The organism is Cryobacterium zhongshanensis, assembly GCF_022760445.1.
Taxonomy (GTDB): Bacteria; Actinomycetota; Actinomycetes; order Actinomycetales; family Microbacteriaceae; genus Cryobacterium; species Cryobacterium algoricola.
In genome coordinates, this window is the sequence record NZ_JALGAR010000001.1 from 481,274 (window position 1) to 502,055 (window position 20,782).

The 20,782-nt window shown below is 66.0% G+C and carries 20 protein-coding genes, 1 tRNA gene and 1 pseudogene; 15 read left to right on the forward strand and 7 right to left on the reverse strand.

Going from position 1 to position 20,782, the window contains the following annotated elements; translation table 11 throughout:
• Positions 1–52: 52 nt before the first annotated feature.
• Genes ispD through rlmB form a run of 3 tightly spaced genes read left to right on the forward strand, consistent with a single transcriptional unit; the run spans position 53 to position 3,818 of the window.
• Positions 53–1,312, forward strand: a complete 1,260-nt coding sequence (gene ispD, locus MQH31_RS02270) for a 2-C-methyl-D-erythritol 4-phosphate cytidylyltransferase (protein WP_243010749.1) — start codon at positions 53–55, stop codon at positions 1,310–1,312.
• A complete protein-coding gene (cysS, locus tag MQH31_RS02275; RefSeq protein WP_243010750.1) occupies positions 1,309–2,724 on the forward strand; it encodes a cysteine--tRNA ligase in 1,416 nt (471 codons plus the stop codon). The genes ispD and cysS overlap by 4 nt, the downstream gene beginning before the upstream one ends.
• Positions 2,724–3,818 (forward strand): 23S rRNA (guanosine(2251)-2'-O)-methyltransferase RlmB, encoded by a 1,095-nt coding sequence (rlmB, locus tag MQH31_RS02280; RefSeq protein ID WP_134450028.1) that lies wholly within the window; start codon positions 2,724–2,726, stop codon positions 3,816–3,818. Before cysS ends, rlmB begins: the two co-directional genes overlap by 1 nt.
• 60 nt (positions 3,819–3,878) lie before the next feature.
• On the opposite strand, the gene MQH31_RS02285 is transcribed toward rlmB, so the two are convergent.
• The gene (locus MQH31_RS02285; RefSeq protein ID WP_134533939.1) at positions 3,879–5,201 is read right to left on the reverse strand and encodes a DUF4032 domain-containing protein; all 1,323 of its coding nucleotides are present in this window, start codon (positions 5,199–5,201) and stop codon (positions 3,879–3,881) included.
• A gap of 147 nt (positions 5,202–5,348) precedes the next feature.
• Positions 5,349–6,446, reverse strand: a complete 1,098-nt coding sequence (locus tag MQH31_RS02290; protein WP_134450030.1) for an ABC transporter ATP-binding protein — start codon at positions 6,444–6,446, stop codon at positions 5,349–5,351.
• 255 nt (positions 6,447–6,701) lie between these two features.
• Between MQH31_RS02290 and MQH31_RS02295 the strand changes: the two genes are divergently transcribed.
• Both MQH31_RS02295 and MQH31_RS02300 read left to right on the forward strand, forming a co-directional pair.
• Positions 6,702–7,622, forward strand: coding sequence for a DsbA family protein (locus MQH31_RS02295; RefSeq protein WP_243010751.1), 921 nt, complete (start codon positions 6,702–6,704; stop codon positions 7,620–7,622).
• A gap of 121 nt (positions 7,623–7,743) precedes the next feature.
• A tRNA-Thr gene (locus MQH31_RS02300) sits at positions 7,744–7,819 on the forward strand.
• Positions 7,820–7,876: 57 nt separating this feature from the next.
• On the opposite strand, the gene MQH31_RS02305 is transcribed toward MQH31_RS02300, so the two are convergent.
• Positions 7,877–9,121 carry a tyrosine-type recombinase/integrase gene (locus tag MQH31_RS02305; protein WP_243010752.1) on the reverse strand — a complete coding sequence of 415 codons (1,245 nt, stop codon included), beginning with the start codon at positions 9,119–9,121 and terminating at the stop codon, positions 7,877–7,879.
• 958 nt (positions 9,122–10,079) lie between these two features.
• Between MQH31_RS02305 and MQH31_RS02310 the strand changes: the two genes are divergently transcribed.
• Positions 10,080–10,412 carry a PadR family transcriptional regulator gene (locus tag MQH31_RS02310; protein ID WP_243010753.1) on the forward strand — a complete coding sequence of 111 codons (333 nt, stop codon included), beginning with the start codon at positions 10,080–10,082 and terminating at the stop codon, positions 10,410–10,412.
• Positions 10,399–10,980, forward strand: a complete 582-nt coding sequence (locus MQH31_RS02315; RefSeq protein ID WP_243010754.1) for a DUF1700 domain-containing protein — start codon at positions 10,399–10,401, stop codon at positions 10,978–10,980. The genes MQH31_RS02310 and MQH31_RS02315 overlap by 14 nt, the downstream gene beginning before the upstream one ends.
• 333 nt (positions 10,981–11,313) lie before the next feature.
• Here the strand turns inward: MQH31_RS02315 and MQH31_RS20520 are convergent, their stop codons facing one another.
• From MQH31_RS20520 to MQH31_RS02325, 3 genes are all read right to left on the reverse strand, one after another.
• A complete protein-coding gene (locus MQH31_RS20520) occupies positions 11,314–11,448 on the reverse strand; it encodes a hypothetical protein (RefSeq protein WP_279238317.1) in 135 nt (44 codons plus the stop codon).
• A gap of 352 nt (positions 11,449–11,800) precedes the next feature.
• Positions 11,801–12,472 carry a hypothetical protein gene (locus MQH31_RS02320; RefSeq protein WP_243010755.1) on the reverse strand — a complete coding sequence of 224 codons (672 nt, stop codon included), beginning with the start codon at positions 12,470–12,472 and terminating at the stop codon, positions 11,801–11,803.
• A gap of 65 nt (positions 12,473–12,537) precedes the next feature.
• A complete protein-coding gene (locus MQH31_RS02325; RefSeq protein ID WP_243010756.1) occupies positions 12,538–12,843 on the reverse strand; it encodes a hypothetical protein in 306 nt (101 codons plus the stop codon).
• Between the two features lie 701 nt (positions 12,844–13,544).
• Here MQH31_RS02325 and MQH31_RS02330 point away from each other — a divergent pair.
• From MQH31_RS02330 to MQH31_RS02360, 7 genes are all read left to right on the forward strand, one after another.
• Complete coding sequence (locus MQH31_RS02330) at positions 13,545–13,922, forward strand: hypothetical protein (RefSeq protein ID WP_243010757.1); 378 nt, start codon at positions 13,545–13,547, stop codon at positions 13,920–13,922.
• Between the two features lie 115 nt (positions 13,923–14,037).
• Positions 14,038–15,612 (forward strand): murein biosynthesis integral membrane protein MurJ, encoded by a 1,575-nt coding sequence (gene murJ, locus MQH31_RS02335; protein WP_243010758.1) that lies wholly within the window; start codon positions 14,038–14,040, stop codon positions 15,610–15,612.
• Between the two features lie 227 nt (positions 15,613–15,839).
• Positions 15,840–16,433 (forward strand): hypothetical protein, encoded by a 594-nt coding sequence (locus MQH31_RS02340; protein ID WP_243010759.1) that lies wholly within the window; start codon positions 15,840–15,842, stop codon positions 16,431–16,433.
• Positions 16,434–16,437: 4 nt separating this feature from the next.
• A complete protein-coding gene (locus MQH31_RS02345; protein ID WP_134533929.1) occupies positions 16,438–16,686 on the forward strand; it encodes a helix-turn-helix domain-containing protein in 249 nt (82 codons plus the stop codon).
• Between the two features lie 160 nt (positions 16,687–16,846).
• Positions 16,847–17,083, forward strand: a complete 237-nt coding sequence (locus MQH31_RS02350) for a hypothetical protein (protein WP_243010760.1) — start codon at positions 16,847–16,849, stop codon at positions 17,081–17,083.
• Positions 17,084–17,255: 172 nt separating this feature from the next.
• Positions 17,256–17,546: a DUF4287 domain-containing protein gene (locus tag MQH31_RS02355; protein WP_243010761.1), complete on the forward strand. Its 291-nt coding sequence runs from the start codon at positions 17,256–17,258 to the stop codon at positions 17,544–17,546.
• 199 nt (positions 17,547–17,745) lie between these two features.
• On the forward strand, positions 17,746–18,678 hold the full coding sequence (locus MQH31_RS02360; RefSeq protein WP_243010762.1) for a cytochrome b/b6 domain-containing protein: 933 nt from the start codon (positions 17,746–17,748) through the stop codon (positions 18,676–18,678).
• A 50-nt stretch (positions 18,679–18,728) separates the two neighbouring features.
• Here MQH31_RS02360 and MQH31_RS02365 read toward each other — a convergent pair.
• A pseudogene (locus tag MQH31_RS02365) lies at positions 18,729–19,009 on the reverse strand (mycothiol transferase); the annotation flags it as partial.
• A 440-nt stretch (positions 19,010–19,449) separates the two neighbouring features.
• Here MQH31_RS02365 and MQH31_RS02370 point away from each other — a divergent pair.
• Positions 19,450–20,745 carry a glycoside hydrolase family 16 protein gene (locus MQH31_RS02370; protein ID WP_243010763.1) on the forward strand — a complete coding sequence of 432 codons (1,296 nt, stop codon included), beginning with the start codon at positions 19,450–19,452 and terminating at the stop codon, positions 20,743–20,745.
• The last annotated feature ends 37 nt before the right edge of the window (positions 20,746–20,782 follow it).

Sequence of the window (20,782 nt, forward strand, 5' to 3'; positions counted from 1 at the left end):
TCCGGTGTGACGTATCCCGCAGCATCCTCCCTCCAGCAGATAGCCTCCAGACATGACTGAATACGCAGCCCCCGCGGTCGCGGTCATCGTCGTCGCCGCAGGCAGCGGGGCGAGGCTCGGCGCCGCGGAACCCAAGGCCTTCGTGCTGCTCAAGGGCCGCACGCTCCTCGAGCGGGCCCTCGGGTCCGTGTTCGGCATGGTCGAACCCGCGCAGGTGATCGTGGTCGCCCCGCAGAGCCACCTCTCCGAGGCCCGGGCGATCGCGGCATCCGCTGCCGGGGCCGCGGCTGAGTACGTCGACGTCGTGGTCGGCGGGGACACCCGCGCGGACTCCGTCGACCGGGGCCTCGCCCTGCTGCGCCCCGGCGTCGAGACCGTGCTCGTTCACGACGCGGCCCGCGCCCTCACCCCCTCCGGCCTGTGCGACGCCGTCGTCGCCGCCGTGCGCCGGACCGGGCACGGCATCGTTCCCGGTCTCGCCCTGGTCGACACCATCAAGCACGTCGACGCAGACGGTACGATCCTTGCGACGGTCGACCGCTCGGCCCTCTCGGCCGTGCAGACGCCGCAGGGCTTCCCCCGCGGGGTACTGCTCGCAGCCATGAGCGCCGCCGACCCGGCGGGGACCCCCACCGACGACGCCGAGATCGTCGCGGCCGCTGGGAATTCCGTCGGAGTCATCCCCGGCGACCCGCTCGCGTTCAAGATCACCACCCCCTGGGACCTGCACCGGGCCGAAGCGCTCCTCGACGAGCTCGCCCGCACGGATGCCGCAGCGGCCGGCCGGCAGGCAGCCGCCACCTCGCCGCGGATCGGTTCGGGTCTCGACGTGCATGCGTACGCCGAGGACGCGCCGCTGTGGCTGGCCGGCCTGCACTGGCCGGGGGAGCGCGGCCTCTCCGGGCACAGCGACGGCGATGCCGCCGTGCACGCCATCTGCGACGCGCTGTTGTCCGCCGCCGGCCTCGGCGATGTCGGCGGCGTCTTCGGCGTGGCCGATCCCCGGCTCGAGGGGGCGCACGGCGACGTGTTCCTCCGCGAGACCCTCCGCCTGGTCACCGCTGCCGGGTTCCGGGTCGGCAACGTCACCGTGCAGATCATCGGTAACCGCCCGAAGGTCGGCCCGCGCCGTCTCGAGGCCGAGGCGTACCTCAGCGGGATCCTGTCCGCGCCGGTCAGCGTGTCCGCGACGACGACGGACCGGCTCGGCTTCACCGGACGCGGCGAGGGCCTCGCTTCCCTCGCGACGGCCCTGCTCATGCCCCAGTTCCCGCTGCCGGAAACCGGCCCTGTTCTAAGCTGGGACGTGTGACGATCCAACTGTACGATTCCCGGGCCCAGGCCTTACGCGACTTCATTCCGACGACCCCCGGTGCGGTCGGGATCTACGTGTGCGGACCCACCGTGCAGTCGTCTCCGCACATCGGCCACCTGCGCAGCGCACTGGTCTACGACCAGCTCCGTCGCTGGCTCACCTATCGCGGCTTCGACGTCACCTTCATCCGCAACGTCACCGACATCGACGACAAGATCCTCGCCAACGCAGCGGGCACCGCGGAGGAGTGGTGGGCGCTCGCCTACCGCTACGAGCTCGAGTTCACTGCCGGTTACCAGCGCCTCGGCATCCTCGCCCCGACGTACGAGCCGCGCGCGACAGCGAGCATCCAGCAGATGCAGGACCTGATCACCCGCCTGATCGACCGCGGCCACGCCTACCCGGCCGACGACGGCTCCGGCGACGTCTACTTCGACACCCACAGCTGGGCGGAGTACGGGGCGCTCACCCGTCAGGGCCGCGGCGACATGGAAGCGGCGGCGGACGCCGACCCGCGCGGCAAGAACGACCCGCGCGACTTCGCCCTCTGGAAGGGACACAAGGCCGACGAACCGGCCTCGGCCTCCTGGCCGTCCCCCTGGGGACCCGGCCGGCCCGGCTGGCACATCGAGTGCTCCGCGATGGCGAGCCGCTACCTCGGCGCGGGCTTCGACATCCACGGCGGCGGCCTCGACCTGCGCTTCCCGCACCACGAGAACGAACTCGCCCAGTCCACGGCGGCCGGCGACGCGTTCGCGAAGTACTGGATGCACAACGGCCTCGTGCACGTGCACGGCCAGAAGATGTCCAAGTCCCTCGGCAACTCCGTCTTCGCGGCCGAGCTGCTCGACCAGGCCAGGGCCATCGTCGTGCGCTACTACCTCGGTGCCGCACACTACCGCTCCACGATCGACTACACCGACCATTCCCTCGCAGAGGCCGAAGCCGCCCTCGAACGCATCGAGAGCTTCCTCGACCGGGCGGACCGCCGCCTCGCCGAGACGCGTTTCGCCTCGAGCGGCGTCGAGCTCGTCCCCGACGAGTTCGCGATCGCCATGGACGACGACCTCGCCGTGCCCCAGGCCCTCGCCGTGCTGCACGAGACCGTGCGCACCGGCAACGCGGCGCTCGACGCCGAAGACCTCCGCGCCGCCGCGGCCGCCCGCGGCCAGGTGCTCGCCATGAGCGAGGTCCTCGGCATCAACCCCCTGTCGCCCGGCTGGGCCGTCTCAACGGACGAACCAGCCATGGTCGCGCTCACCGCCCTCGTCGAGCGCCTGCTCTCCGACCGGGAGACCGCCAGGGAAAGCCGCGACTACAAGGCCGCAGACCGTATCCGGGACGAGCTCGTCGCCGCCGGAATTACCATCGAAGACACCCCCTCGGGTGCGCATTGGAGTTTTGACTGATGAAGAACACAGACCGTAAGGCTCGCACCGGGTCCGTGCGCAAGGGCAGCCGCGGCCCCCAGGTCGGCTCCGGCGGCCAGGGCCGCCAGGCCCTCGAGGGCAAGAAGCCCACGCCCAAGGCCGAAGACCGTCCGTACCATCCCGCGGGGAAGCGCAAGGCAGCCCAGGACCGCTTCGCAGCGGCCGGCGGCGGCCGCAGCCGTCCCACGACGGGTTCGCAGGGCGGGCAGCGCTCCACCGCCAACTCCGGCGGCGGCGGCACCTCAACGCGCAAGGCCAAGTCGATCGACGAGCACGAGATCGTCACCGGGCGCAACTCGGTGCTCGAGGCCCTGCGCGCGAAGATCCCCGCGAGCACCCTCTACATCGCGACCCGCATCGAAATGGATGACCGGGTCAAGGAAGTCCTGACCCTCGCGACCGGCCGCGGCATCCCCGTGCTCGAAGTGATGCGCCCGGAACTCGACCGCCTCGCCGGTCGCGACGCCGTGCACCAGGGCCTCGCGCTCAAGGTGCCCGCGTACGAGTACGCGCACCCGATGGAACTGCTCGAGCTCACGATCAGCCGCGGCTTCAAGCCGTTGTTCGTCGCCCTCGACGGCATCACCGATCCCCGCAACCTGGGTGCCATCATCCGCTCGACAGCGGCCTTCGGTGGCCACGGCGTGATCGTGCCCCAGCGCCGGTCCGTCGGCGTCACGGCCTCCGCGTGGAAGACCTCCGCCGGTGCGGCCGCGCGCACGCCCGTTGCGATGGCGAGCAACCTCACCCAGACGCTCAAGTCACTCAAGGAGGTCGGTGTGCTCGTGATCGGCCTCGACGGCGGCGGAGACACGTCGCTGCCCGAGCTCGGCCTCGGCTTCGCGGAGCGCCCGATCGTCGTCGTCGTCGGCAGCGAGGGCAAGGGCCTGTCGCGCCTCGTCACCGAGACCTGCGACGCGATCGTCTCGATCCCGATCAGCGCGAGCACCGAGTCCCTCAACGCCGGCATCGCCGCGAGCGTCACGCTCTACGAGATCTCCCGCCTGCGTGCCGCAGCGAAGGTCGCCAAGGCCGTCAAGCTCGCCGCCGCCAAGGCAGCAGCCACCGCCTGACCCTGACCCTGAACCGGATGCCGCGAGTCGCGGCATCCGGACGTCGCCCGGAGCGGTCGACTAGACCTTGAGGCGCCAGTCCTGGGCGTCGTCGGCGCTCGTGTCGCCGGCGGCCGCGGCGACGTCGTCGTTCGTGACGTCGATCGGGATCGTGATGGACCCGGTCGCGGGTTCGATCACGGTCGCCTCGTCGCGGCGGTGACGCAGCACATCCTGCACGTAGGACGTGACCGCTTCGGCGAGCGGAATGTCCCTGGACTGGTTCTGGGCCATGTACCAGCGGTGGTCGAGCAGCTGGTGGAATACCTCTGCAGGCTCGAGCTTGCCCTTGAGATCACGGGGAATCGCGCGGATCACCGGTTCGAAGACCCGGACGACCCACTCGTGGGCGAGGGCTTCCTCGTCGCTCGCCGGGTCACCGTACGCGAGGCGGTAGGCGTCGAGGTCATTGAGCAGTCGCCGGGCTTGGTTCTCCTCGGCGTCGAGGCCGGTCAGGCGCAGCAGGCGGCGCTGGTGGTGCCCGGCGTCCACGACCTTCGGCTGGATGCGCACGGTCGAGCCGGTCGCATCCGTCTTGATGGCGAGTTCCTCGATATCGAAGCCGAGATCGTTCAGACGCTCGACCCGCTCGGTGATGCGCCAGCGCTCCGAACTCGCGAACGATTCGGAGCCGGTCAGCTCGGTCCAGAGCAGCCGGTAGGCGTTCACGATGCCGTTGCTGACCCGGATCGGGTCGAGCTCGTCTGCGGCACGGCCGCCGGCCTCGAGGTCCATCAGCTCGCCGGCGATGTTGACCCTGGCGATTTCGAGGTCGTTCTCGCGCTGGCCCTTGGACAGGCCGCCCGGGTAGAGCTGCCCGGTCTCCGCATCGACGAGGTACGCGGCGAAGGCGCCTGCGTCGCGACGGAACAGCGTGTTCGAGAGCGAGACGTCGCCCCAGAACAGGCCGGCCATGTGTACGCGGACGAGCAGCAGGGCGAGGGCGTCGACGAGGCGGGTCGCCGTCGTCGGACGGAGGGTCTGCGAGTAGAGGGCGCGGTAGGGCAGTGAGAACTTGAGGTGCCGGGTGACGAGCACCGAGTTCAGCGGCTCGCCGTCCTCGTTGGTGCGGTTCGTGATCACGGCGAGCGGCTCGACGCAGGGGATCTCGAGTCCCTGCAGGGTGCGGAGCATCTCGTACTCGCGCTTGGCCATTTCGCTCGTGGTTTCCTTGATCGCGACGACGCGACCGCTCAGGTGGGCGAAGCGCACGAGGTGACGGGAAAGGCCCTTCGGCAGGGCCGCGATGTTCTCATTCGGCCAGGCATCCAGCGGCAGATGCCAGGGCAGGTCGAGGAGGGCCGGGTCGGCCGTGGCCGAGGTGATATTGACAGAACCGCTCATGGATTGAGCCTACCGGTGCGGGTTGGCGGCCGGTGCCCGGATGCCCCGCGGACAGGGGCTATGCGGACAGGGGCTATCCCGGGCGGCGGAACGCAGAACGGCCGGGCGGAATGAATCCGCCCGGCCGTTCGTGTGCAGCTGTGTCGACTAGTCGGCGACGGCGCCACCGAGGCGGAGGCCGCTCTCGGCGTCGAAGACGTGCAGGTGGTGCGCGGTCGGCGTCAGGTAGACCGTCTCTCCGGCGTTCGGGTGTGAACGGCCGTCGACGCGGGCGACGATGTCGGTGCGCTTGCCCTCGACCGTGGAGTGACCGTAGAGGTAACCGTCGGCGCCGAGCTCTTCGACCAGGTCGACGCTCACCTCGAGGCCTTCGCCGTGCGTGGTCGAGAGGTGGATGTCCTCGGGGCGGACACCGATGGTGACCTTCGGGCCGGTCGCGCCGGCGATGATCTCGCGGGCGACGGGGATCGTCGCGGTGCCGAACTTGATGCCGCCCTCGACGGTGTCCGCGAGGAAGAGGTTCATGGCCGGGCTGCCGATGAAGCCGGCGACGAAGACGTTGTTCGGCTTGGCGTACAGGTCGCGGGGGGTGCCGACCTGCTGGAGCACGCCATCCTTGAGCACCGCGATGCGGTCACCCATGGTGAGGGCTTCCGTCTGGTCGTGGGTGACGTAGACCGTCGTGACGCCGAGGCGGCGCTGCAGCGACGCGATCTGGGTGCGGGTCTGGACGCGGAGCTTGGCGTCAAGGTTCGACAGCGGCTCGTCCATGAGGAACACCTGGGGCTGACGCACGATGGCACGGCCCATGGCGACGCGCTGACGCTGGCCACCCGAGAGGGCCTTCGGCTTGCGGCTCAGGTAGGGCTCGAGGTCGAGCAGCTTGGCTGCCTCGAGAACGCGGGCGGCGCGCTCGTCCTTGTTGACGCCGGCGATCTTGAGCGCGAAGCCCATGTTCTCGGCAACAGTCATGTGCGGGTACAGAGCGTAGTTCTGGAAGACCATCGCGATGTCGCGGTCCTTCGGGGGAACATCCGTCACGTTGCGCTCACCGATGAAGATGTTGCCGTCGTTGACCTCTTCGAGGCCGGCGAGCATGCGCAGGGAGGTGGACTTTCCACAGCCGGACGGACCGACGAGGACGAGGAACTCACCATCGGCAACCGACAGGTCGAGGTGATCGACGGCGGGGCGGGTGGAACCCGGGTACAGGCGAGTTGCTTTGTCAAAGGTGACTGAAGCCATTATTGGTATTCTCCTTCACCGGCAGGTACGTGCCGGACGATCCGTTGTGATGGGATTTACTGTCGACCTGCGCATCATGGCAGGAGCCGACTGTTCCAGTATGACACGCCCGAACAGGGGGTCTGCGGCGCTTTTATCAAGCGGATGCCTCACAAGACCGCCCCTGTCTGGTCATTTCCCAGACTGGAGTCCTATTATCTGGAGGGCATTTATTTAGGAAATGTCGGTACGTAGACCTACCCGAAGCGAGCATTCATGACAATTGGCGGATCTGGCGAGAGTCGACCTTCCCGAAATAAGCGACGCGACGCGGTCCGCACGAAGGCTACCCAGCTGCGTGTCGAGCAGAAGAAGAAGAACCGGCGCAACCGGTTCCTCCTTCAGGGCGGGATCCTGGTCGTCGTACTCGCGATCGTCGCTGTCGTCGCGCTCGTCGTCATGAATTCCATCCGCCCGGCCGGCCCCGGCCCCGCGAACATGGCCAGCGACGGCATCCTCATCGGCGAGGGCATGAAGGTCACCGAGACCACCGCGCTCAAGGCCGGCGCCGACGCCGTGCCGTCCACTCCGGACGCGACCGGAACCGTCGCCGACATCCGTGTGTACGTCGACTACCTCTGCCCCTTCTGCGGCCAGTTCGAGACCACCAACAGCGACCAGATCGTGAAGTGGGTCACCGCGGGTGCCGCAACCGTCGAGATTCACCCGATTTCGATCCTGACCAGCAAGTCAGCTGGAACCCAGTACTCGCTCCGCTCGGCGAATGCGGCCGCGTGCGTCGCCAACTACTCCCCGAACGACTTCTTCGCTTTCAACGCCGCACTGTTCGCCAACCAGCCCAAGGAAGGCACAGCAGGTCTCGACGACGCCGCCCTCATGGGGCTCGTGACGAGCTCGGGAGTGTCGGCATCCGTTGCCGAGATCGACGCCTGCATCACCGACGTGAAGTACAAGGCCTGGGTCGTCGCGGCGACCAACCGGGCGTTGTCCGGGCCGCTGCCGAACACCACCGTCGAGGCGGTGACGGGCACACCGACCGTGCTCGTGAACGGCAAGCAGTACTCGGGTGCGCTCGACGACCCGAAGGAGTTCGCCGCATTCGTGCTGCAGTCCGCTGGCGAGACCTACTCGACGTCGACACCGACTCCGACGCCCACGCCGATACCCGCGGGCTGACCCCCGGCCGGTCCGCAGTAGTTCGTTCCTGACCGGTCCCGGTCGGCGGATGCTGCCGGTCTGGCCCCGCAGACCCCGTTCGTCATTTAGGATGGGGGACCGAGGCGGGAATCCGCCTCATGCCGGCCTGGCGCAATTGGTAGCGCACCACTCTTGTAAAGTGGGGGTTACGGGTTCAAGTCCCGTGGCCGGCCCCACAACCCTTGAAAACACTGGGATCCACGCCGATCCGGTTCCCACGGAATCGCCCGCAGTCATGATTTAGTCATGATGAGAAACGACGGCCGGGCCGCAAGCGCCGCATCGCGAGCGCGGCCGACGGCATCCGTCACCTCGTCGAGGCGGTCGGGCCAGAGATGCCCATAGGTGTTCAACGTCTCGGCCGCGTCGCGGTGTCCGAGCATTTGCTGCAGGACGAGCACGTCGGCACCGGCGGCGACGGCGGCAGACGCGGCCGTGTGGCGCAGCTTGTGCGGGGTCAGGCCGGGAATGTCGAGGCCGGAGGCTAGGACCGCCAGGCGCCACGTGCGGCTACGCCAGTTGTGGTCGTGGATCGGCCCACCCCGTGGCCCCTGGAAGACGTAGGCGACGGGGGAGCGGCCCGTGGTCAGCGCTCGCAGCTCGTCGACGAGGAAGGGCTGCAGGGGTACGACACGGGTCGATCCGGTCTTGGGTGTGCCCGTGACGCGCTCACCGGCCGCGTTGAGCGACCAGGTGGCCTTGACCGTCGCCCGGCGCGTCTCCAGGCGCAGGTCGCCGACGGTGAGCGCAAGCGCCTCGTTGATACGCATGCCCGTGTACGCAAGCGTGTGGATGAGCACCCGGTCGGTCTCGTCGGTCGTCGCGGCGAAGGCGGCGTCGGCGAGTAGCTCGACCTCGGCGTAGCTCAGGTAGATGTGGTGCGCGCGAAGGATGGTCGGCAGCTCGACGCCGTTGGCCGGGTTGGTCGGCAGCCAGCCGGCCTTGTGGGCGTAGCTGAGCACGGCGCTCGTGATCGCGAACAAGCGGTCGATGCTGGCGGCGCTGAGACCCGATGCCTCACGCGGGTGCTCGCCGAGGAAACTGACGGGTGCGGTACCGTCCTGCAGCTGAGTCACCCAGGTCTCGATATCGTGCCGTGTGATCGACCCGATGGCGACCGCGCCCCAGCGGGGCAGGATATGCGTGCGCAGATCACGGTCGTAGCTGTGGCGGGTCGAGGGCTTGATCTTCTTCTTGCCGGCCAGCCACGACTCCGACGCCCGCACGAAAGGCTTGCGGCCGAACTCGACCGGCCGGTAGCTGCCCGCCCGAGTCTCGTGGTCCGTGCGGGTCGCGAACTCTTCTGCGCCCGCCTTGATCGGGAAGGTGCGCGAACGGAGTCGCTTCGTTCCATCGGGCTGGAGCTCATACCAGTCGACTCGCCACCGTGAGCCACTGCCGAATCGCTCGGTCCGGATCTTCTTACCGGTCTCGGGATCGATCTTCTGCCACAGATCGACTACCCAGGCTCTGGCCATTCGGCTCCTCCTTGATCGCTTGCGCACGAGCGTACATTTCACGTCCGACAGCGCAGGCAGGCAGGTCGCATGGTATTCAATTCGGCGGCCAACACGGTCGAAAGACGTGCCAGGCAGGCCGGCGAACCTGCCTGAGCGCGTACTCCAAATCGTCCCCGCCTGTGGCCGTCTACGCAGACAACGCGTCGACATTCTGCTTAGGCCCGAACGACATCATCCGCTGCTATGCCGAAATGTGTGACGACGATTTGGGGCGTTCGAGCAAGCGAAGATGATCCGAATTCGTCGGCGCGAAGGACCTCGCGGCGTCGCTCCGAGACGGCTGCCTATTCGTTTGGGTATTCGTTTGGCTATTCGTTGAGAGCGAATACCCAAACGAATAGGTAAGGGGCCTCTTTCCCTGTCCCACCGCGACCCCCTCGCTGCGCTCGCTTCCCAACCCCCCACACCCAACTGCATTGTGTGGGGGGTTGGGAAGTAAAGGGGTAGCGGTGGGACAGGGAAAGAGGAAAGAGAGTTTGAGAGAGGGATATGTATAAGGAGAAAGAACAAGAACAAGTGCAAGAACGAAAAACGAATAGGACGAGCAGTGCGCGTTCGGTCAGCGAATCAAGGTTTTAAGGCAGCCAGAGATTTTGATTCTGGCGCTGTAGACGGACCGTGATGAGACGAAAGTCGACTTGCTGAAGTTTGTGCGACTGGCTGGAATGGATGCAATCCGGTCAGCCCGCGGGCCGCTGTGTGGGCCAGGGTTCCCATCAGCACACCGAAAGCGCAGCGGTCGGTGGGTTGCATCTTGTTTCGGGTTGTTTCGTGCGCACGCAAACAGAGACCAGAAGCTTTGGCGACGGCCGACACGAAGTGAGTGCTCAGCGCCGACGGCAGCAGGAATCGGAAAAGCAAACGAGCACCTACGCAACGTTTGCTTTGACCTTTCGCGGGAGGTAACTTGTTAAGCATGATAGCGGATGCGCAGTTGCGGAAGGGCGTGGTCGAGTCATGTATTCTCGGCCTGCTCGCTCGCGAGCCTATGTACGGGTGGCAGCTGTCGGAGAAGCTCACGAACCTCGGCATGATCGCTAGTATCGGGACCTTGTATCCCGTTCTGGGGCGGCTGCGCGCCAAGGGGTACGTGGTGTCAGTCGACGAAACATCAGAACTCGGACCGACGCGCAAGTATTACCACCTCGCGCCCTCCGGGAAAGAACAACTCGCACGGTTCAGACAGCAGTGGGTACCTTTCACCTCTGTCGTTGCCGAAATCATTGGGGGAGACGATGAGCACAGCTGAAGCACCGAAAATTGTCAGCAACTATTTGGCGCAACTCGCACGCGCCCTCGTCGATGTGCCGGCAGGTATCGCTCAAGACATCCTTGAGGGAATCAGCGAAGAGCTGGCGGGCCTCGACGAGAAATCCGCTTCTGAAAAGATCGCCCTGCTCGGGGATCCGAGGTTCATTGCGACCGAGGCTCGAGGGGGATCTGAGGTAGCGCCCAGCGCCGATGGCACTTCTTCACTGGGTAGGACGCGCAGCTCCGCGACACGATCCCGCGGCTTCGCGCTGGCTGCGGTTGTCCTTATCGCGGTAGGTGGAGTTCTGGTCCCAGTCGTTGGATGGGTAGTGGGCGTTTTCCTGGTCTGGCTGTCTCAGAGCTGGCGCGTGTGGGAAAAGCTGGTCGCGACGCTGGCCGGTCCGTCGGCGTCGGTGGCAATCATCATCCTTGCGGCGGTTGCAAGCCATGGCGTTATCCACGGGCAAGCCCTTCTTGGTGCCCCCGTGCTCGCTACGACGTTCGCCCTCATCATTCCCAATGTCGCCGTCGCGCTCTGGCTCCTCTGGAGAATTCGCGGAAACTGAATTGCTACGCGCTCACGAGCCCGATTATGCACAGCGCCGCCAGCGCTGCGTTCAGGGCTACGAGCGTGATTCGCCCAACGGCAGGGCCGGTAACGGAGATTCCTTTGACGAGTCGAAGGATGCTGAAGACCGCCAGCGCTAACGGTAGGAACAGCCCCCAGGGGGCGAACAGGCCTGCTAACACGAGGGCGACGACGATGGCTGCAAGCGGTGTGAGCAGCGCGAGAAGGGCTTGCGCAGCCCGACTCCTATTCAACGGACCTTTCGACGATTGACCAGCTACTTCCCCCATAAGAGAAGCATGTCGTACGCAGAGTCGTCTGGCGCATCCGCTTAGGTATCGATGTGCTTGCTGTTCGCGGGCCTGTTCGGATAGGTCGCAGTTGCACCTTCGGGCGTCGGTTCGTCTTTGGTCGCGTCCGCCTCCTTGGCTACCTGTTCCACTACCTTCTTGATGTCACTGGCCATGAGTTGCTCCTCCTCGTAAAAGAGCTTATGAGGCAAAGCGCACTCCCGCCCAGAGCGGATTCGAGGACACTGGTCAGTCATGATTTAGTCATGATGCCGAGAGAAACACGGCAGTTTCGGCGCGTGCCGTGGTGATCCCCAACAGCCCCGGATCCCAGTCATAGCAAGGAACTGAGGGTTCTAGCGCGTTCCCGTGATCGGGCCGAAAAGGGCCAAAATGCAAGTGGGGGTTACGGGTTCAAGTCCCGTGGCCGGCCCCACAACCCTTGAAAACACTGGGATCCACGCCGATCCGGTTCCCTCGGAATCGTCCGCAATCCTTGTGCAGCCATACCGTCCTGAGGGTGTGGTGTCAGGCTCGTGTCTGGAACGCGAGGGTGACGTACGGAAGGTGGTCGCGCGCCACCACGGCAGTCAGGATGCGATCACCGAGATCGGCCCCTATCGAGTAGACGTGTGGGTCGGAGTCGATGCGCAGGCCCGGCACTCTAACGCCATCGAGCGGAACCCTGACGCGCTGGATGTGACGCTCGGTCACGGGTGAATCAAGATTCCCAGGGAACTCGCCCAAGACCCGTTGCTCGCGGAACGTATTCATCAGAATGTGGTTTGTGTGAGCGACCAGAACCGACTCGGGCGTTTGCCCTTCCGTGTCGATGACCCTCGTAGTCATCACGCCCTCCCACAGGGACGGGTAACGCATCAGCTTCCGGAACTCCAGCATCCAGTCGGGCAACGGCTTGCTCGGCTCCCGCTCGAGTGAGTCGCGCTCTTGTCCATCAACGTCCGCAAAGTTGGCGGGATCGTCATGATCCTGGGGGTTTCTCCACAGGGTGTAGCTGATAGCCACTGATTCAAGGATGGACGGGCTACCGTTTGTCGATGTGCCGACAGTCCCTACGCCAAGTTCGGAAAGGGAGGCCTGCGGAAGAAAGCCAATCACCGGCGTCCCAAACATCTTGGCGGCGGTGTCGACGGTCGGCGGCGGGGGAACGTCCATCGGCTCACGATCAGTGAAGTACATGGGACCAACCTAGTCAGGCGACATTCTTTTGCGCCGACCCTGAACCAGATGGCTCCGTGTCGACGTCAGGCGACGAGCTCGCGTAATCGCTGGATGTCCGCGGTGACTCTGTCTAGTGCGGTGGCAACGGACTCGTCACGGTGAGCCGCGAGGGCATCCAGAATCCAGCCGCGCAAGAGTCTGGACATCGGCACGTCAAGCTTCTCGGCAAGGGCCTCGATCGCGGCGACGTCGTCGGGCGCGAGCCGAACGGCAACCGGAACGGACTTGTTGGGACGGGACGGGGTCGGTCCGGCCGGCATCGGTTCATTCCGTGTGGCATCTGCCTCGGCGGCCGCTTCGTCAACCAACTCGTGGAGGTTGCTACTCACCCTTCGGTCCCTTCTCGGCAGATGCAATCATCGAAGTTTACGATTGTAAACAACGGGTAGCAAGAGGTCAGCGAGGCTGCGCGGCAGTCATGATTTAGTCATGATGCCGAGAGAAACAGGGCTGGTTCGGCGCGTGCCGTGGTGATCTCAAACTGGCATGGATCCCAGTCATAGCAAGGGACTGAGGGTTGTAGCGCGTTTCGGTGATTTGGCCGAAATGGGCCAAAATGCAAGTGCGTTGCGGGTTCACGTCCCGAAGCCGACCCCACAGCCCGTGAAAACACTGGGACCCGCGCCGATTCAGTGGCGCTGGATTGTGGCTGGACGTGCGTCTCGCCGCAACGTCAGCCAACGCACGACGGCGGCAACGAGCGCCCACAGTGCTACGCCGAAGCCGACCGCTGCGCCAAGGATCCGAAGTCCCGGCGTTGACAGGGTCAAAGCGAAGATTCCGGACATCATGAAGAAAACGCCTATCCCAAGGGGCGGTGAGAGTCTCAAGAACCAGCGCACGCTCGCACCTTACCTGTGTATGTGACCCTGACCAAGGGGTAAACGTCGAGGAATCATTCCCCAGTTCACGGCGAAATTTCCACAAAGTGCTCAACTGTCGGGGACGGTGCGTCGGACTCGAGCCGCGCGCGCCACTCAGGGGGCTGCGGTGACTGCAGCGCGCCACTGGGGTGGATACGCTAGCTGGCATGAATGCAGAGGAGCGCGCGCGGGAGCGTGATCGGTTGGAGCGGCTGAGAGCGCTGCTCGCGGCCCGGAACCGCATCGAGGACGTTGCTCGGGAGGTCGTTGCCGCGTCGAGTGATGAAGATGCCGCGGACCGTGTGCGTCGCCTGCTGGGCTGCTCAGAGATCGCAGCGCATCATGTCATCTCGACACCGTTGCGCATGTACCGTCGCGGTGACGCACTCGAACGGGAAATCGCGGACATCGAGCAGTACTGGAATGGCGTAGTGCTGCTGGACCCGGCGGCGTCCACTCGCGATCCGGCTGACGATGCCGCGGACGTGGCCGCCCATACGGAGCTGGACGCGGGCGAGCAAGGTCCGTCCCGGAATCTTCCCTGACCGGGCGATATATTTCGTCCTGATTCGCGTCATATGGCCGGATGCTGTGGGAGCGTAGGCCAATGGGGGATTTCGTGTCGGCCAGCCGACTTTGTTCGACCAGTTCGGAACGCGGATGAGCGCGCGCAGCGCCATCGGGTCGATGATGGCGGCCACACTTGTCTCCCGGGGCTTGGGGTTCCTCAGGGCGATCCTGCTCGTGGCTGCGATCGGTGGGACGAGCGCTGCTGTGGGCGGGCAGACCTTCGAGAACGCCAACTCGGCGCCGACCTACCTGTTCGCTCTGATCGCCGGCGGCGTCCTGGGGGCGGTACTCGTCCCCCAGATCGTTCGAAACCTGCACGGTGGCCCGACGGGCCAGGAGAATACCGATCGGCTCCTCACGGTGGTGCTTCTGGGCGGCGCCCTGGCCACCGTCGTCCTTACGCTGTGCGCTCCTGGGATCGTCTGGATCTTCGCGACGGGCTGGTCCGCGGAGTGGCGGGATCTGGCCACGTCGATGGCGTACTGGTGCCTGCCGCAGATCTTCTTCTTGATCGCCTTTGCCGTCCTGTCGCAAATCTTGAACGCGCGTGGCGTCTTCGGCGCCCCCGCGTGGGCACCCGCGATTTCCAATCTGGTGGGAATCGGCGGGATCCTGGTGTTCCTTGCGCTGCTGCCGTCCGGGCGGGGGGACGCGGACACCTGGACTCCCGGGATGGTCGCGGTGTTGTGCGGGTCCGCGACTCTGGCCATCGCGATCCAGGCCCTCCTGCTCCTGGTGCCACTCCGGCGAATCGGTTTTCGCGTTCGATTTCGGTGGGGTTTCACCGGCCTCGGGCAGACGTCGACGCTGGCGGCGTGGACCTTCCTCGGGGTCGTCGCAGGTCAGGCCGCCTACCTGGTCACGTCCAACGTCGCCAGTAACGCAGGAAAGACCCTCAAGATTCTGGGCATCGACGGCCCCAGTCTCAATTCCCTCTCGATCGCGTACCTGCTGATGCTCGTTCCCCACGGGATCGTCACCGTGTCCGTGACGACGGCTCTCTACACGCGGATGAGCGCGGCAGCCGCACGGAAGGACCTCGCTGAGATCGGTGCGCTCTCACAGCGGGCCACGAAGCCGGTCGCGTACGTGTCGATCGCCGCCACGGCCGTCTTCGTCGTGCTCGGCCCGCTGATCACGCAGGTGCTGTTCGGCAGTCCCATCATCGGGCATGTGCTCCAGGTTCTCGCGATCGGACTCGTCGGCTTCAGCCAGGCCTACGTGCTCAATCGCACCTCCTTCGCGCTGCAAGACGCCCGGGGACCTTTCGTCACCCAACTCGTCATCGCCGGGATCTCGACCATCGGCTCCCTGTTAGCGTTGCTCCTTCCGCCCGAACTCACTGTGATCGGAATCGCAGCAGGAATCGCCCTCGCGAACTACGCCGGCTGGGTAACCGCTCATCTCATGTTGAGACGGATGCTCCAGAAGCACGGCCAACTGCCCGCTGGCGGGCCCGGTGCGCTCCTGGTCGCCGCTCGCCTGCTCGCCGCGGTTTTCGTGAGTATCGGCGGCGGGGCTGCCATCGTAAGCTGCATCGGCACTCCGACCGGATTCCTGAGTCAGGTCGCCCTCCTGGCCACAGCAGGCATCGGAGTGGTGGCACTCTTCGTCGCGGTGAACTGGATACTGGGAGATCGGACGCTGGACCCATGGCACGGGTAGCACCGCCGTGCGCGGCTCGATGCGCGACCAAGACCAGTGACGGCGGCGCTTATCGGGGCTCGCGGGCGGTTTCGTTGCGCGGGCCCGGGCCTCGATGTATCGTTTATCAATAATGTTGATTATCGATACGGGGGTATCCGATGAAGCACCTGTCTGAGTCGTCACTGGCTTCGTCCACACGCTCAGTGCGTCTTCCACGAACGGGTCGCTTCGCCGAAGGCGCGATCATGATCGTTCTGGTTCTGACGCTCCTGAACGATATTCCGCAGGTGATCACGATCAGCACGGGGCGGGTGCTTGTCGCGCTGGGCGGCGCAGACGCGCGGCTTCCCCTCAGCCATTTGCCGCAGCTACTCCAGGCGGAGTTGCGTGAAGGCACCCAGGGGACTCTTGCCGATGCGGACCTGGGCCTGCGCTTACTCGCTGCCCTACCGACGCTCCTTCACGCCGTAACGGTCACGGCCGCCGCCATTCTGCTCATCGGTATCTTGTACCGCGTCGCGCTGGGGCGGCCGTTCTCCGGTGGGGTCTTGGTCCGGTGGCGCTGGTTGACGACCGTGCTCCTGGCCGGCGGCGTCCTCCAATCGCTGGCTGACACCGGAGCCAACGTCTACCTGAGCATGCATATCGGCCTATTCGGTACCGGACCTGTATCGCGGGAGGGGCTGGCGTCATTCCTGGGCGGGGACTATTCAAGTATCGGCACCAACGTGCCGCAGTGGCCGATCCCGATCCTTCTGGGTGGGATCATCGCCCTGGCCCTGGGCGTCGCCTTCCGGGCCGGTGCCCGACTCGTCGAGGAGGCCGATGGTGTCGTCTAGGGAAATGCCCACGACCGACGGTGAGGCCGATTCCGGTGCGTCAGCGCACCGCATCCGCTGTCATCTCGACGCCGTGCTCGCTGAACGCGGCATGACGCTCACCGAGCTCTCGGCCCGCACGGGCATCACGATCGCGAATCTGTCCATCCTGAAGAACAACCGGGCCAAGGCCGTGCGCTTCACGAGCCTCACCCTGATCTGCGACGCCCTTCAGACGCAACCCGCAGAGCTCTTCACCATGGACGAGGAGTGAGATGTCGGTCGACGAAACGGCAGAACGAGGATCAGGCTCTGAGGATGCCGCGTCCCGGGGTAGGGCGCACAGCTCCGTGACACGATTCCGCGGCTTCGCGCTGGCTGCGGTTGTCCTTATCGCGGTAGGTGGGGTTCTGGTCCCAGTCGTCGGATGGGTAGTGGGCGTTTTCCTGGTCTGGCTGTCTCAGAGCTGGCGCGTGTGGGAAAAGCTGGTCGCGACGCTGGCCGGTCCGACGGCGTCGGTGGCAATCATCATCCTTGCGGCGGTTGCAAGCCATGGCGTCATCCACGGGCAAGCCCTGCTGGGCGCCCCCGTGCTCGTGACAACGTTCGCCCTCATCGTTCCGAATACCGTCGTCGCGCTCTGGCTCCTCTGGAGAATTCGCGAAAACTGACCGCACCGGGCGGGATCGACGCGACCGGGATTCGACCCGAGGGGGCGGATTCGGGCTCCAGAATCCGCGAGTGTGGGAGGCATCCGGTCGAATCAATTGCGACCCGGGCGCGAAGGAGATTTGATGGACTGGATCGGACGGGATTCCGGATCCCAGCAATGAAGGAGCAGAGATGTCGTTCCAGGCGTACCTCGACAACATCGAGGACAAGACCGGACTGACGCCGCGCGAGTTCATCACCCTCGCCCACGAGAAAGGGTTCGACGCCCCGTCCACGAAGGCAGGGGTGATCGTCGACTGGCTGAAGGCGGACTTCGACCTGGGCCGCGGCCACGCGATGGCGCTCGTGCACGTGATCAAGAACGGCGAGAAGATCGACGCCAAGCATGTCGGCACCGGGACTACGCACAGCGACGCTTCCGACACGCTCTGGCTGGACGGGAAACAGACCCGCCCCGAGTGAGCCTTCGGCGCAGCGCCCTTGTGAACATGTCGCAGTTTGACAGAGTGGGCAGACGCCGGGCGTGAAATGGTCGATGATGGCATAGGCGGGCTTCAACGCGCCATGATGCCGACGGATGCCGCCAGTCCGGTGCCAGACCGGCCAGACCAGAAGGATGCACGCCCATGCCGCACGACGCGATCGCCGGAGAGGGCGACCGGTGACAGCAGAGCGCTCCGGGCTGCTCGGCTCCGGTCGAACCGCCTGGTTCAGACTCGCCGTTGCCGTGGTTCTTGCGATCGGCCTGCTCGCTGCAGCAGTGCTCGCCGCGAAGGGCATCCGCTCGCTTTCGGCAGTGCAGTCCTTCCTGACCGACTTCCCGGGGGCGTCGCCGCTGCCGTCCGGGGCGCCCGTTGGTTTCCCGGCCTGGCTTGCCTGGCAGCACGGGCTCAACGTCTTCTTCCTCCTCTTCATCGTGCGTTCGGGCTGGCAGGTGCGCACGGCTGGGCGGCCGACGATGTTCTGGTCCCGGCGCAACACCGGCCTGATCCGCACGAAACGGCCGCCCAGCCGGATGGGCATCAACGTCTGGCTGCACCTCACGGTCGACGTGCTCTGGGTCGTGAACGGGCTGCTCTTCTACGTGCTGCTCTTTGCCACCGGCCAGTGGGTGCGGATCGTCCCGGTGAGCTGGGACATCATTCCCAACTCCGTGTCGGCCGCGCTCCAGTACGTCTCGCTGGGCTGGCCCGTCACCGACGGCTGGATGAACTACAACGCCCTCCAGACCCTGAGCTACTTCACCATCGTGTTCGTGGCCGCTCCGCTCGCGCTGGCCACCGGCATCCGCCTGTCACCGCTGTGGACATCGCGTCGGCTCAGCGAACTCGTTCCGCTCCGCCCGACCAAGGCGGTGCACGTCGGCGTGATGGTCGCCTTCCTGATCTTCGTCGTCGTGCACGTGACCCTGGTCTTCGCGACCGGGGCGCTGCGCAACCTCAATCACATGTACGCCGTGCAGAGCGACGACGGCTGGACCGGATTCTGGATCTTCGCCGCCTCCCTCGCCGCGATGATCGTGGCGTGGTTCGCCGCCGGCCCCCGTCTCCTGAGGGCGATCGCCTCGCTCGGCGGCACCGTCATCTCGCGCTGAGCCGCTCTGGCAAGGCTTCGCTGCATCCGCTCGGTCGTAAAGTCGGAGATTTTCGCGACACGCCGCGAATCCGGGCAGCGGATGCACCGGGTCGCGAAAAACTCCGACTTTGCGTTCTCGGGTGGTCCCCTCAGCCGGCCGAAGACGAGCCCGAGATATCCGGCTTCGACGCCGGCCATGTGCTTGACCAGCCCGAGCAGGTTGGTGCCGGTCGGAACGAGCGGACGTCGTACTCGCTGAGCCCGTCGAGCTTCCAGATCAGGGCCTCCCGCCCCGACACGAGGTACCGCTTCAGATCGGTCTTGGCCGCAGCGTCCGATGCATCACTCATTCCGTCAGCCTCGCAGATTCGGTGCTGCGGGCCAAGCGATCCGCTGCTGATGGGCCGATCGGCAGGGAGCCTACGCGCATATTGGACACCATTGACGGCTTATGCGGGCGGGTCCCGGCTGGCACCCGGCCGGTTGTGAGTAGGGGGCGGGCGGAGTTCCCATCATCCACGCGGGGCGACGCGGCAAGAATTGGCTGGACACGGGTCAGTGTCGCGGGTGTAGCCTCAAGGGATCCAGTTGCCCTGATAAATACTCAGGTTACAGCGCACTGACGTAACGGTACACACGGTGCATGGCTCTTAACTATTTTGTATGCATTGTGTGGCCGAGATCCGAGTTCCAAGTTCCCATGTTCCAAAGCTCCACACCCCTGTCCTTTTCCGTCCCAGCTGGAGACCAACGGAGGCAGTCGGCCCCATCGCGTCACCGATCGAAGTCCGTGCTGATCCTGGTCCTGGCCGCCCTGGTAACCGGGGGAGTGGTGTTCTCACCCGGCACCCCGGCGAGGGCGGCAACGACGACGATCGTCAGCGAGTCGTTCGAGACGGGTGTCGGCGCCTGGGCCGGCTGGCAAGCGACCGTGTCCCGGGTCCGTGCGAGCAACGCCCCGAGCGGCGCGTACGTCGCACGGGTGGTGCGTTCGGCCGGCTCGGCGTATTCGATCGACGACCGCACCCCCAGCGTGGCCTCGACGGATGCGGCGGCCACGTACGCCGCCACGGCGTCCGTCGCCGCGGCATCCGCCTCTGCCGCGGGGAAGCAGGTCGTGCTGGTGCTGCGCGAAAACACGGCGGCGGGCACTGGCGTGAAATGGACGACGTCCGCGCCGGTCACCCTCGCGGCCTCCTACCAGCGACTGCAGGTGGCCGCGACGGCGACGGCGGCGGGCGACACGCTCGAGGTCTACGTGCTGCAGGCCCGAAACGCCGTCGCCGGGGACGGGTTCTACGTCGACACCATCACGATGACCGCGTCGATCCAGGCGCCGGACCCGACACCGACACCGACCCCGACGCCGTCCCCGACGAATCCCGCCGGGTGGACGCCCCTGTACACGCAGGACTTCACGACACCGGCAGCGCTGGGGCAGTTCGGCCGCATCTACGGCGCCGCCTGGAACGGCTACGCCGGCCTTCGGGACACGTCGGGCCAGGGAACCTACGCGCCGGACAAGGTCCTCTCCGTGCACGACTCCGCCCTCGACATCTACCTGCACACCGAGAACGGCGTCCACCTCGTCGCGGCACCGCTCCCGAACGGCTACAGCGGCACCAGCTACGGCCGGTACTCCGTCCGCTTCCGGACCGATGTCATCCCGGGATACAAGATCGCGTTCCTGATGTGGCCGACGTCGGACGTCTGGAACGACGGCGAGATCGACTTTCCGGAAGGCAACCTCGGCGGCACCACGTTCTACGGGGCCTCGGCGATCGCCGGCTCGTACGGTTCCGGACGGATGTCGTGGGATCCGGCCAAGCCGTACACCCCTACGAATGCGGCGAGCTGGCACACCGCCACGACGGAGTGGACCCCGGGTTCCGTCGCCTACTACTGGGACGGAGCGCTGATCGGTCGCACCGCGATTCCGAGCGGCGTTCCCACGAAGCCGATGCGCTGGACGCTGCAGGCCGAGACGAACCTCGACGGTGTCGCCGTTCCGGCCGGCTCAGCCGGACACATCCTGGTCGACCAGGTCAGGGCCTGGTCATACACCCCGGGCACGCCGGCGAGTTGAGCGGCGAATCGACCTGACCCGGGGCGGGAACGACACG